The sequence below is a fragment of the Candidatus Stoquefichus sp. SB1 genome, from assembly GCF_001244545.1.
GTDB lineage: Bacteria > Bacillota_I > Bacilli_A > Erysipelotrichales > Coprobacillaceae > Stoquefichus.
In genome coordinates, this window is sequence record NZ_LN852694.1 from 775887 (window position 1) to 788741 (window position 12855).

Below are 12855 nucleotides of genomic sequence, written 5' to 3' on the forward strand. Positions count from 1 at the left end.
TGTTGATACAATAACATTGTAGAATAATGTTGCTTATGATATAATAATGTCGCTTTTAAGCACAATGGAAATAAAAGGGAATTTGTTTTTTTATGCAAAGAAAGGATGTTTTTTCAATTGAATCATTATTGAAAAAATTTTTTATGTATGGAAATGATAAGAAATATTTTGATAACTGGAAATCGTCAAGTTGGCAAATCAACATTATTAAATCACATTTTAACTGAGTGTCAAAAAGAGTATGTTGGATATCGCACCTTTCCTCATATTGCTGTATCCATTGGCTATACATATGTGATGCAAGATATAACAACACAAGAAACAATGCCTATCTCTTTTTATGATGGAAAGAAAATGATTGGGATTGATGATACGTTTTCTGACTTGGGTGTCAGATGTTTAAAACATGCTTTAGTGTGTTCAAGTGAGATTGTTGTTCTTGATGAATTGGGACGTTTTGAACAAAACAATCAAGCCTTTATTCAAGCAGTTCATGATTTATTAGATAGTGAAAAATGGGTGTTTGCGATTATTAAAAATGAACCCATAGCTTATCTTGAACAAATCAAACAGCGAAAAGATTGCCAGTTATATGATTTAAATATTCTTTCTTTCAAAGAGGCAAAACAAATGATTATTTCAAAAATACATATGAAGGGAGACTATGATGAATAAGGGCGTATGCAAAAAAATCGTAAGTGTCATAGCGTGTTTGGCAATGGTTTTCTCTTTGTTGGGATGTACATCTCAGCAAACACCACCACAAACACAGATTGAATTAACTGATCAGGCAGGGAGAACAGTCACGCTCAAAGAGCCTGCTTGCAAGATTGTGAGTTGTTATTATATTACAACTTATGCAACTTTGGCTTTAGGAATAAGTGATCGTCTAATAGGGATTGAAAAGAAGGCCGAAACAAGACCTATTTATCAAATGGCAAATAAAAAGTTATTGGAGTTAAAACAAGTAGGAAGCTTAAAAGAGTTAAATATTGAGGCAATTGCAGAATTGAAACCTGATCTTGTTTTGATGCCAATGAAACTCAAAGATAAAGCGCAGCTATTAACCGATTTAGGAATTCAAGTCTTGGTTGTCAATCCTGAAACTCATGAACAATTGGTAGAGATGTTAACGTTAATTGGAAAAGCATGTGGAGTGGAAGATAAAGCCAAAGAATTAACAAGTTATTATCAAATGCAAATGGATAAAATGGCAAAGACATCTCATCAAGAGAAACAAAGTGTTTATATAGGAAGTAATTCTTCTTATTTAGAAACAGCTCCACAAACAATGTATCAAAGTACATTGATTGAAACTGCTGGTGGTGAAAATGTAGCAGCAAAACTAGAGGGAAACTATTGGACAAAAGTCTCATATGAAACATTATTAAAAATGAATCCAGATATGATCATTATTCCTTCAGGCGCAAGTTATTCAGTTGAAGATATAAGGAATGATCAACAATTAAAATCTTTAAAGGCTGTTCAACATCAAACCATTTATCAAATGCCAAAAGGAATTGAAGAATGGGATTCCCCAATTCCTTCAGGAATTCTAGGGACAATGTGGTTATATAGTTTATTGCATAATGATATTTATTCTCATGATGCATTTGTTAAAGATGTTAAAGATTTTTATAAAACATTTTATGGCTTTGATATTGATGAAAGTTTATTAAAGAAATAATGAAAAAAAGATCTTTATTATTTGTGATGATTGTCTTATTAGTCATTGTGTTTGGGATATCTTTAACAGTTGGCAGTTATTCTTTATCATTATCTGAAATTGGACATTTGTTATGTGGTGGCATGAGTGATGAGATGGCTCAACAGGTTTTCTTTCAGCTGCGTGTTCCTCGTGTTGTTATGGGATTATTAGCAGGAAGTGTTTTAGGAATTGCTGGGGGAGTCTATCAGTTAATTTTTAGAAATCCATTAGCATCACCGGATTTGACTGGGGTTGCATCTGGTGCAAGTTTTGGTGCTGCATTGATGATTGTCATAGGAGCAACCAGTGCTATTGAAATGATGTTTGGTGCCTTTGTGATGGGCATCGCATCTCTTCTGTTAGTCATATTTCTAGTGAAGATAACGGGTGTTCAGCGGGCAACAACTTATATTTTAGCAGGTATTGTTATCTCGGCGTTAGCAGATGCTGGGATCATGATTTTTAAATATATGGCTGATCCAGTCAGTGAATTAGCAGCTATAGAATTTTGGACAATGGGAAGTTTAGCATCTATAACTTTTCATAAGATGCTGATTTCACTAAGCAGTGTCATCGTGCCACTGTTACTTGTTCTGTTATGTCGACGCCAAATTGTAATGTTGTCATTAGGTGATGAAAATGCTAAGTATTTAGGATTGAATGCGAGTCTTTTAAGAATGATTATCCTTATATTAACAACATGGATGGTTGCTTCAATTGTTTCTATTACAGGAGTGATTTCTTTTGTAGGATTGATTGCACCACATATTGCATATCTCATTTTAAAAAAACGTACAGATCATTTTTTATTACTGAGTGGCTGTATAGGTGCATTGATTATTATGGTTGGAGATATGCTCGCAAGGAGTCTTGTCACAGGGGCTGAATTGCCACTTAGTATTTTAACGATTATTTTCTCGGCACCTGTTCTCATTTTTTGGATGTGGAAACAACGAGGTCAGATTTTATGAAGATATTATTAGAAGTTAAAAACTTGTCTGTTTCTTATGAACAAAAAGTTGTTGAGCAAGTCTCAATGACTTTGCATTCACAAGAAATTGTTGGACTGATTGGACAAAATGGTTGTGGTAAATCAACCTTGCTGAAGGGAATTATTGGTGGTCCAGTTTCAACTGTCGGACAAGTCTTTGTTAGAGCACAAGATTATTTTACGATGAAAATTAAAGAACGTGCTCAATATATTGCGATGATGAGTCAAAGATATGATGTTATGGAAGGCTTAACAGTGAGTGAAATGATTGAATTAGGGGGTTATGCGACTTCTCATTTCTTTGATTATCATATGGATTATGAACGTATTTTACAAATTGCAGAAGAGTTTCAAATTGTTGATTTATTAGAAAAAGATTATACAAAGTTAAGTGAAGGTCAAAAACAACTGGTTCAACTTGCAAGATTAACAAGACAAAATACACCTGTTCTCTTATTAGATGAACCAGATAGTGCATTAGATTTTGAGAATCGTCATCGGATCTTCCAATTGATTCAAAAGATGATAAAAACGCAAGACAAAACAGGGCTTTTGGTTTTACATGATCCACTTTATGCTTTTATGTATTGTGATCGGATTTTATTAATGAAAGATGGGAGAATCATTGATGAAATCATACCACAACATGAAACATGTCAAATCATGACACAAAAGATGCAAAAACTTTATCCTCATATGATCATTCAAAAAGATCAAGAGTATCAACAATTTTATTGTTTAACAAAATAAGAAGGGAATTATACATATGAAAATGAATACAAATCAAAACAATTCAACGCCTTATGATTTTGAAGGAAAACTTCCTTTAAAACAGGCAATACCATTAGGTTTACAACATGTCCTTGCAATGTTTGTAGGGAATTTAACACCGATTTTAATTATTACCAGTGCTTGTGCTGCGATGAGCGATGCTGAGCAGTTTGCAGCCATTCAAGTTTCATTATTGCAAAATGCAATGCTGATTGCTGGTGTCGTTACGCTTATTCAATTATTTGCGATTGGACCAGTAGGTGGAAAGGTTCCAATTATTATGGGAACAAGTTCTGGTTTTATTGGCGTTTTTCAAAGTGTTGCGAAAGTCATGGGTGGCGGAATTTTAGGATATGCCGCTATTATGGGAGCTTCTATTATTGGTGGTTTATTTGAAGGTGTTCTAGGTTTCTTATTAAAACCACTTCGTCGTTTCTTTCCAGCTGTTGTGACAGGAACTGTTGTTTTATCAATCGGATTATCATTAATAAGTGTTGGTGTTGGTTCTTTTGGTGGTGGAAGTAATGCACAAGATTATGGTTCTATTGAAAATTTATGTGTTGCATTGACAGTGTTGGTGATTATTTTGGTGTTAAAACATGCAACAAAAGGGATGATGAGTTCTTCATGTATCTTAATTGGAATTATTTGTGGTTATGTCATTTGTAGTGTTATGGCTATGTTCTTATCGACTACAGGAGTCAATGGCGAAGGTGTAGAGTTTGTCAAATCATGGGTGATTAACTGGGATGCTGTAGCGAATGCAAAATGGTTTGCGATTCCTGAATTTATGCCAGTGACACCAGTCTTTGATTTAAGAGCTATTTTACCTGTTATCATTATGTTTATTGTGACTGCAGTAGAAACAGTTGGTGATATTTCAGGTGTGATTGAAGGTGGTATGGGTCGTGAAGCAACAGATGAGGAATTGTCAGGTGGAGTGATTTGTGATGGACTTGGCTCAAGTTTAGCTGCTGTGTTTGGTGTTTTACCAAATACTTCATTTAGTCAAAATGTTGGTTTAGTAACTATGACAAAGATTGTCAATCGTTTTGCTTTAGCATGTGGTGCTATCTTCTTGATTTTATGTGGATTGTTCCCTAAATTAGCAGCCCTTATTTCAATTATGCCACAAAGTGTTTTAGGTGGGGCCGCTGTTATTATGTTCTCATCTATTGTGATGAGTGGGATTCAGTTAATTACTAAAGAGCCATTAAATGCACGTCGTATGACAATTGTATCTGTGGCATTAGGATTAGGTTATGGATTAGGTGCGAATAGTGCTGTTTTAGCTGGCTTACCAGAAGCAGTTCAAATGATTTTTGGTGGTTCAGGAATTGTTCCTGCTGCTTTGGTCGCAATCATCTTAAATATTTGTTTACCAGAAGAAAAGGATGTTTCAGAAGTCTAAGTGAGGAGGGGTTGTTTTGTTAGAAATTAAAAACTATGTGAGACCACAAAGTTTAGCAGAAGCCTATGTGTTATGTCAAAATCGCAACAATGTGATTATTGGTGGAATGCTTTGGTTAAAAATGCAAAATAGAAGTATTGATACTGCTATAGATCTTTGTGATTTAGGACTTGATTGTATAGAAGATAAAGGTGATGAAATTCATATAGGGGCAATGGTAACATTACGTCAGTTAGAACTTCATCCTTTATTGAATCAATATACCAATAATGCAATCAAAGAAAGTGTTCGACATATTGTTGGTGTGCAATTTAGAAATTTAGCAACTGTTGGAGGAAGCTTATTTGGACGTTATGGTTTTTCAGATGTTTTGACAATGTTTATGGCACTAGATGCTTATGTTGAACTTTATCATGGAGGTATTGTTTCTATCCAGGAATTTGCGTCTATGCGACCTATCCCAGATATCTTGGTAAAAGTCATTGTTAAAAAATCACCACTACGTGTGGTTTATATGTCTCAACGTCAAACCAAAACAGATTTTCCAGTTTTAACATGCGCAATCAGTCAAATCAATTCTCGTTACACTTGTACAATTGGTGCACGCCCTTTAAAGGCGATGACATTTGAAGATGAAAATCATTTATTAGACTCCTCTTTAAGTGATGAAAGTATAAAAGCGTTTGCGAATGATATAGCTAAAAAGGTTGTATTGGGTTCAAATATTCGAGGGAGTGCTGATTATCGTCGCCGTATTGCAAAAGTCTTAATCAAACGTGCTTTTGTAGCGTTGAGAGAGGAGAATCAAAATGCTTATTAAAATGAATTTAAATGGAAAAGATATTGAAGCAATGATTGAGCCAGATATGTTATTGATTGATTTCTTACGCTCACAAGGATGTTTGAGTGTGAAACGTGGATGTGATACGAGTAATTGTGGGCTATGTACAGTTTTAGAAGATGGCAAACCTATTTTGTCATGTAGTGTTTTAACTGCGAGAGTCGCAGGACATGAGATTGTGACATTAGAAGGACTGCAAGAAGAAGCCAAAGGCTTAGCTGAGTTTATTGCTGACCAGGGAGCTGAACAATGTGGCTTCTGTAATCCTGGAATGATGATGAATGCTATTGCATTATTAAGAGAAAATCCTCATCCTACTGATGAAGAGATATTAAATTATTTGGCTGGAAACTTATGTCGCTGTTCAGGATATGAAGGACAGTTGCGTGGTATGAAAGCGTATATTGCTTATTTAGAAAAACAAGGAAAGGAGACATCATAATGAAGAAAACTTTCCAGCAGGTGAATAAACCTGTACGTAAAAAAGATGCAATGAATTTATTATTAGGGAAGCCTGCTTATGTTGATGATGTGACACCCACTGATTGTTTAGTTGTGAAAGTTTTGCGTTCACCACATGCGCATGCTTTGATTGAAGATATTGATGTAGAAAATGCTAAACATGTTAATGGAATTGAGGCTATTTACACTTATCATGATGTTCCACAAAAACGTTTTACGATGGCAGGACAAACTTATCCTGAACCAAGTCCTTATGATCGTTTGATTTTAGATCAAAGGGTTCGTTTTGTAGGTGATGCGGTGGCAATTATTGCGGGGGTAAACGAAAAAGTTGTTGATCAGGCTATGAAACTGATTAAAGTCAAATACCAAGTCTTAGAAGCTGTTTTAGATATACATACTGCAAAAGATAATGAAGTTTTGGTTCATCCAGAAGAAAATTGGAAGGCATTATGTCCAGTAGGGGCTGACAATCAACGAAACCTTTGTGCGAGTGACTGTCATACGGAAGGTGAGTTAGAAGCGGTTTTTGCATCATGTGATGAGGTCATAGAAAGAACTTATCATACACGTGCCAATCAGCAGGCAATGATGGAAACATTTAGAACGTATTGTGAAATTGATCCTTTTGGTCGTCTTCATGTGATGAGTTCTACGCAAATTGTTTTCCATGTTCGTCGTATTCTTGCTCATGCATTAGATATCCCTAAATCACAAATTCATGTAGAAAAGCCAAGAATTGGTGGTGGTTTTGGAGCAAAACAAACAGTTGTTGCAGAAGTTTATCCAGCTTTTGTGACTTGGATGACAAAGAAACCATCTAAGATGATCTATTCACGAACAGAATCACAAATAGCAGCCTCACCACGTCATGAAATGGAAGTCACAGTTAAAATTGGTGCTATGAAAGATGGCACAATTCGCGCTATTGATGTTTATACATTATCTAATACAGGGGCTTTTGGTGAACATGGTCCAACAACGGTTGGATTATCAGGTCATAAATCAATTCCATTATATAATAATCATTTAGAAGCATTTCGTTTTGCTTACGATGTTGTTTATACAAATTGTCAAGCTGCTGGAGCTTATCGTGGTTATGGTGCGACTCAAGGAATCTTTGCAGTTGAATCAGCAGTGAATGAAATGGCTGCACGTTTAGGAATAGATGCAGTTGTGATACGTGAAAAAAATATGGTTAAAGAAGGACAGGAAATGTCTGCCTATTATCATGAAGTGACAAAAAGTTGTGCTTTAAATCGTTGTATGGATCGTGCTCAGGAATTATTTCACTGGCAGGAAAAAGCCAAGCCTAGAGTTATGGCAGATGGGAAGATTAGGAGTGCTGGCGTTGCTATGGCGATGCAAGGTTCAGGTATTTCAGGCGTAGATGTTGGTTCAGCTACGATTAAATTAAATGATGATGGTTTTTATGCTTTGACAATTGGGGCAGCCGATATGGGAACTGGTTGTGATACAATTCTTGCGCAAATGGCAGCAGAATGTTTAGAATGTGATGTTGATCATATTGTTGTCTTTGGGGCAGATTCTGATGCTTCACCATATGATTCAGGTTCATATGCTTCAAGTACCACTTATGTCACTGGAAAAGCTGTCGAAAAGGCGTGCCTAGAATTAAAGGGGCATTTATGTGAGATAGGGGCAGAGATATTAGAATGTTCTCAAGATGATGTTTATTTTACTGGTCAGGCAATTCAAACATTGGATAATCAAAAATCTGTTTCTTTGACTGATATTGCAACAAAATCTATGTGTGGTAACAATATATCTACACAAGTCACAGTTTCTCATTCATCGCCTGTATCACCACCACCATTTATGGTTGGTATGGTTGAAATTGAACTTGATAAAGAAACAGGACAGGTTGAGATTTTAGATTATGTTGCTGTGGTTGACTGTGGTACAGTTATCAATACGAATTTAGCACGTGTTCAAACTGAAGGTGGGCTTGTTCAGGGGATTGGAATGGCTCTTTATGAAAATGTTCAATATAGTGATAAGGGTGTCATTGCTGAAAATTCATTGATGCAATATAAGATTCCTAGCCGTTTAGATATCGGAAAACTGCGTGTTGAATTTGAAAGCAGTTATGAAGAAACGGGTCCTTTTGGTGCAAAGTCTATTGGTGAAATTGTGATTAATACACCATCACCTGCTATTGCTCATGCCATTTATAATGCAACTGGAGTTTGGCAAAGAGATCTACCAATGACAGCTGAAAAAATCTTAATGAGCTTACCAGAAGACGAATGAAGATACATATGATTTATTTAGCGGCAGGAAATAGCCGTCGCTTTGGTTCTAATAAATTGCTTTATGATTTTCATGGTATGCCATTATATCAATATGGTTTTAATCAGTTATTGGAATTATTAAAAAAATATGATAATTATACGTTGGATGTTGTAACACAGTATGATGAAATCGTGAATGATATTCAAACATTATCATTTCCTCGCTTGTCCGTTATAAGAAGTAAAGAGAGTCAGTTAGGATTGTCTTATACAATTCATTCAGGAATAGAAAAATATAAAAATGAAGAGAATAGTTATTTTCTATTTCTAGTGGCTGATCAACCTTATATTCAATCGAAAACAATCGAATCTATGATTGATAAAGTTCTGCAGCTTCAAGCTCCTCTAGCAACTTTAAAATATCATCAACAATTTGCGAATCCAACAATGTTTCATAGTTGTTTTTATGATGAATTGATGATGTTAAGAGGTGATGAGGGAGGACGTAAGATAATAAAAAAACATCAAGATATTTGTTTTGAATTTGTTGTTACAGATGCAAAGGAAATTCTTGATTATGATTGGAAAGATGATATAGATAAACAACTCTTGTAATGGGAGTTGTTTTTATTTTGTTCATAATTTTTTATAAAATATATAATGATGTCTTAATTTTTTGAAGTTTATAACTTAGAGTATCACAGTTAGGAACTTGTTCTTTATAACATCAATTCCATTTTCTTGAAAAAGCCATTGCTTGTGCATTTTAAGACATCTGTGTTTATTTCAAGCATATGAGTGGAAGACTCTTTTTAAGATATGTTAGAATGCAATAAAGGATGTGGAAGAAATGTTAATACAAAAAAGAAATGGTCTTTATCAAGACTATGATAGACATAAAATCAAAAATGCTATCTTAAAGGCATTTAAGAATTTAGATGAAACAATTGATCAATCTCATTTAGAGGATATTTTAAATGATGTTGAAAGTCAGATTCAGGAAAAAACCAGTGTTGAATATATTCAAGATAAAGTTGAAGAAGCTTTAATGGTTCATGGTTATTTACAGGTTGCTAAGGCTTATATTCTTTATCGACAAAGACATCATGAACATAGAGTTATTATTGAAAATCTTGTTATGATGTTAAATGATGAAAATATCGAACCTATTTTGACAAAGATTCAACATGATTATCCGCAGGAAGAGTATTCTTTACAGTTATTATTGGTAAAGTTAAAAACATTTTATAAAGAGGGTATGAATCAGCATGATGCTTTAAAGATGTTAATGAAAGCAAGTGTTGAATTAATCAGTAAAGATGCCCCTGAATGGGAAAAGATATCAGCAAGATTTTTAACTTATGATATTCATCAAAGAATTGATGAAAAAATGATAATGATGGATATTCATTCTTTTTATGAGAAGTTGGTTTATTTAACAAGAGAGAATTATTATGGTGATTATATTTTAGAGCATTATTCATTTGCACAAGTTCAAGAATTAGAAGCATATATGAAAGATGAACGTAATGAAATCTTTACATACAGTGGTTTAGAGTTAATTATGAAACGTTATTTAATTCAAGATAGAAATAGAGATATCTTAGAAAAACCTCAAGAAATGTTTATGGGGATAGCAATGCATTTAGCAATGCAGGAAGAAGATAATGTGAAATGGGCAAAAGAGATTTATGATATTTTAAGTACATTAAAAGTGACTATGGCAACCCCTACAATGTCTAATGCCAGAAAACCATTCCATCAAATGAGTTCATGTTTTATTGATACTGTTGACGATTCGTTAGCTGGTATTTATAAGAGCCTAGATAATTTTGCACAAGTTTCTAAACATGGTGGAGGAATGGGACTTTATTTTGGAAAGGTTCGTGCAAATGGCAGCAGTATTAGAGGATTTAAAGGGGCAGCTGGAGGTGTGATTCGTTGGTTAAGGTTAGTCAATGATACAGCAACAGCGGTTGATCAGTTAGGTGTCCGTCAAGGTGCTGCAGCTGTTTATTTAGATGCGTGGCATAGAGATTTACCTGAATTTTTACAGATTCGTACAAATAATGGTGATGATCGTATGAAAGCACATGACATCTTTCCAGCTGTTTGTTACCCTGATTTATTTTGGAAACTGGCAAAGTGTGATTTAGATGCATCATGGTATATGATGTGTCCTCATGAAATTCATGAAATCAAAGGCTATTATCTTGAAGACAGTTATGGTGAGGAATGGGAAAGAAAATATTATGAATGCGTAGAAGATGAACGTATTTCTAAACGTGTGATGTCTGTTAAAGATATTGTGCGATTGATTATTAAATCTTTGGTAGAAACAGGAACACCTTTTGCATTTAATCGTGATCATGTCAATCGTATGAATCCTAATGCGCATAAAGGAATGATTTATTGTAGTAATTTGTGTAGTGAAATTGCTCAAAATATGAGTGCTATGGAAATTTTGCCTCATGAAGAATTAAAAGTGAATGGTGAAACAATTGTTGTTGAGAAAACCAAACCTGGAGATTTTGTTGTATGTAATTTAGCATCACTGACTTTAGGACATATTGATGTGACAAATGATGAAGAATTAAGACATATTATTCATGTTGTGATGAGAGCATTGGATAATGTTATTGATTTGAATTATTATCCTGTTCCTTATGCAAAAATCACCAATCAAAAATATCGTCCAGTAGGACTAGGGACAAGTGGATATCACCATATGTTAGTGAAGTTAGGAATGACTTTTGAAAGTGATGAACATTTACAATTTGTTGATCAATTATATGAAAAAATCAATTATTATGCTTTAGAAGCTTCATGTGAGTTAGCAAAAGAAAAAGGAAGTTATGAATTCTTTCAAGAGAGTGATTTTGATACAGGAGCATATTTCCAAAAAAGAAACTATCAAAGTGATGTTTGGCAATCATTACAAAAGGATATTCATGAACATGGTTTAAGAAATGGTTATTTATTAGCCATTGCTCCAACCAGTTCAACATCTATTATTGCGGGAACAACTGCTGCTGTTGATCCAATTATGAAGAAGTTTTTTATGGAAGAAAAAAAGGGAAGCATGATTACAAGAGTTGCTCCTGACTTAAATATGAAGACATTTTGGTTATATAAGAATGCTCATCATATTGATCAAAAGTGGGTTATCAAAGCAGCAGGAATCAGACAAAGACATATTGATCAATCACAATCAGTTAATCTTTATATAACAAATGAATTTACATTTAGAAAACTTCTGGATTTGTATATTTTAGCATGGGAAAAAGGTGTCAAAACACTTTATTATGTGCGTAGTCAATCTTTAGAAGTAGAAGAATGTGAATCTTGTAGTGCTTAGGAGGAATGAAAATGGAATTAAAGCGTAAAGCATTGTTTAATGCATCTGGTGATACAGATGTGAGAAAACGTCGTATGATTAATGGAAATACAACAAATCTTAATGATTTTAATAATATGAAATACAGTTGGGTAAGTGACTGGTATCGTCAGGCAATGAATAACTTTTGGATTCCAGAAGAAATTAATCTGACTCAGGATATTAAAGATTATCGTTTATTGAATGAATCTGAAAAAACAGCTTATGATAAGATTCTTTCTTTCCTTGTCTTTTTAGATTCACTGCAAACAGCGAATCTCCCTAATGTTGGTGAATATATTACTGCCAATGAAATTAATTTATGTTTAACGATTCAAGCCTTTCAAGAAGCTGTTCATTCACAAAGTTATAGCTATATGTTAGATTCGATTTGTTCACCAGTTCAAAGAGATGAAATCTTATATCAATGGAAATATGATGAACATTTATTAAAAAGAAATGAATTCATTGGTGAACAATATAATGCCTTTTTAGAACATAGAGACAGTTTTCATTTTATGAAGACAATTATTGCTAATTATATATTAGAAGGAATATACTTTTATTCAGGATTTATGTTCTTTTATAATTTAGGAAGAATGGGAAAGATGCCAGGATCTGCACAAGAAATCCGCTATATTAATAGAGATGAAAATACACATCTTTGGTTATTTAGAAATATGATTTTAGAACTTCAAAAAGAAGAACCCGATCTTTTTACACCTGATAAAATAGAAGTGTATAGAAGTATGATGAAACGTGGTGTAGAAGAAGAAATTGCCTGGGCTAAGTATGTGATTGGTGATCGTATTGAGGGATTGACAATGAACATGGTGAGTGATTATATTCATTATCTAGGTAATTTCCGTGCACAATCGATTCACTTTGAGCCATTGTTTGAAGGTTATATGGAAGAACCTGAATCTATGAAATGGGTAAGTATTTACAGCAATGCGAATGATATCAAAACAGATTTCTTTGAAGCACGTTCTAGTGCATATGCAAAATCAAGTGCATTAGAAGATGATTTATAAAATAAA

General features: G+C 34.0%; 11 protein-coding genes. All 11 read left to right on the forward strand.

Going from position 1 to position 12855, the window contains the following annotated elements:
* Positions 1-147: 147 nt before the first annotated feature.
* The 11 genes from BN1865_RS07455 (at position 148) to BN1865_RS07505 (ending at position 12849) form a co-directional block, all read left to right on the forward strand.
* The gene (locus tag BN1865_RS07455) at positions 148-675 is read left to right on the forward strand and encodes a nucleoside-triphosphatase (protein WP_050636615.1); all 528 of its coding nucleotides are present in this window, start codon (positions 148-150) and stop codon (positions 673-675) included.
* A complete protein-coding gene (locus tag BN1865_RS07460; protein WP_050636616.1) occupies positions 668-1687 on the forward strand; it encodes an ABC transporter substrate-binding protein in 1020 nt (339 codons plus the stop codon). The genes BN1865_RS07455 and BN1865_RS07460 overlap by 8 nt, the downstream gene beginning before the upstream one ends.
* The gene (locus BN1865_RS07465; RefSeq protein WP_050636617.1) at positions 1687-2679 is read left to right on the forward strand and encodes a FecCD family ABC transporter permease; all 993 of its coding nucleotides are present in this window, start codon (positions 1687-1689) and stop codon (positions 2677-2679) included. The genes BN1865_RS07460 and BN1865_RS07465 overlap by 1 nt, the downstream gene beginning before the upstream one ends.
* Positions 2676-3449 (forward strand): ABC transporter ATP-binding protein, encoded by a 774-nt coding sequence (locus BN1865_RS07470; RefSeq protein ID WP_050636618.1) that lies wholly within the window; start codon positions 2676-2678, stop codon positions 3447-3449. The genes BN1865_RS07465 and BN1865_RS07470 overlap by 4 nt, the downstream gene beginning before the upstream one ends.
* A gap of 16 nt (positions 3450-3465) precedes the next feature.
* Positions 3466-4881, forward strand: coding sequence for a uracil-xanthine permease family protein (locus BN1865_RS07475; RefSeq protein ID WP_050636619.1), 1416 nt, complete (start codon positions 3466-3468; stop codon positions 4879-4881).
* A 16-nt stretch (positions 4882-4897) separates the two neighbouring features.
* Positions 4898-5701: an FAD binding domain-containing protein gene (locus tag BN1865_RS07480; RefSeq protein ID WP_050636620.1), complete on the forward strand. Its 804-nt coding sequence runs from the start codon at positions 4898-4900 to the stop codon at positions 5699-5701.
* Positions 5691-6164 (forward strand): (2Fe-2S)-binding protein, encoded by a 474-nt coding sequence (locus BN1865_RS07485; protein WP_050636621.1) that lies wholly within the window; start codon positions 5691-5693, stop codon positions 6162-6164. Before BN1865_RS07480 ends, BN1865_RS07485 begins: the two co-directional genes overlap by 11 nt.
* Positions 6164-8458 (forward strand): xanthine dehydrogenase family protein molybdopterin-binding subunit, encoded by a 2295-nt coding sequence (locus tag BN1865_RS07490; RefSeq protein ID WP_050636622.1) that lies wholly within the window; start codon positions 6164-6166, stop codon positions 8456-8458. The genes BN1865_RS07485 and BN1865_RS07490 overlap by 1 nt, the downstream gene beginning before the upstream one ends.
* A gap of 8 nt (positions 8459-8466) precedes the next feature.
* Positions 8467-9054 (forward strand): nucleotidyltransferase family protein, encoded by a 588-nt coding sequence (locus tag BN1865_RS07495; RefSeq protein WP_232780351.1) that lies wholly within the window; start codon positions 8467-8469, stop codon positions 9052-9054.
* 235 nt (positions 9055-9289) lie between these two features.
* Positions 9290-11797: a ribonucleoside-diphosphate reductase subunit alpha gene (locus tag BN1865_RS07500; RefSeq protein WP_050636624.1), complete on the forward strand. Its 2508-nt coding sequence runs from the start codon at positions 9290-9292 to the stop codon at positions 11795-11797.
* Between the two features lie 11 nt (positions 11798-11808).
* On the forward strand, positions 11809-12849 hold the full coding sequence (locus BN1865_RS07505; protein ID WP_050636625.1) for a ribonucleotide-diphosphate reductase subunit beta: 1041 nt from the start codon (positions 11809-11811) through the stop codon (positions 12847-12849).
* Positions 12850-12855: the final 6 nt, after the last annotated feature.

Coding starts and splice junctions, on each gene's coding strand:
- BN1865_RS07455 (WP_050636615.1), top strand. CDS start 148: ATGGAAATGATAAGAAATATTTTGATAACTGGAAATCGTCAAGTTGGC.
- BN1865_RS07460 (WP_050636616.1), top strand. CDS start 668: ATGAATAAGGGCGTATGCAAAAAAATCGTAAGTGTCATAGCGTGTTTG.
- BN1865_RS07465 (WP_050636617.1), top strand. CDS start 1,687: ATGAAAAAAAGATCTTTATTATTTGTGATGATTGTCTTATTAGTCATT.
- BN1865_RS07470 (WP_050636618.1), top strand. CDS start 2,676: ATGAAGATATTATTAGAAGTTAAAAACTTGTCTGTTTCTTATGAACAA.
- BN1865_RS07475 (WP_050636619.1), top strand. CDS start 3,466: ATGAAAATGAATACAAATCAAAACAATTCAACGCCTTATGATTTTGAA.
- BN1865_RS07485 (WP_050636621.1), top strand. CDS start 5,691: ATGCTTATTAAAATGAATTTAAATGGAAAAGATATTGAAGCAATGATT.
- BN1865_RS07490 (WP_050636622.1), top strand. CDS start 6,164: ATGAAGAAAACTTTCCAGCAGGTGAATAAACCTGTACGTAAAAAAGAT.
- BN1865_RS07495 (WP_232780351.1), top strand. CDS start 8,467: ATGATTTATTTAGCGGCAGGAAATAGCCGTCGCTTTGGTTCTAATAAA.
- BN1865_RS07500 (WP_050636624.1), top strand. CDS start 9,290: ATGTTAATACAAAAAAGAAATGGTCTTTATCAAGACTATGATAGACAT.
- BN1865_RS07505 (WP_050636625.1), top strand. CDS start 11,809: ATGGAATTAAAGCGTAAAGCATTGTTTAATGCATCTGGTGATACAGAT.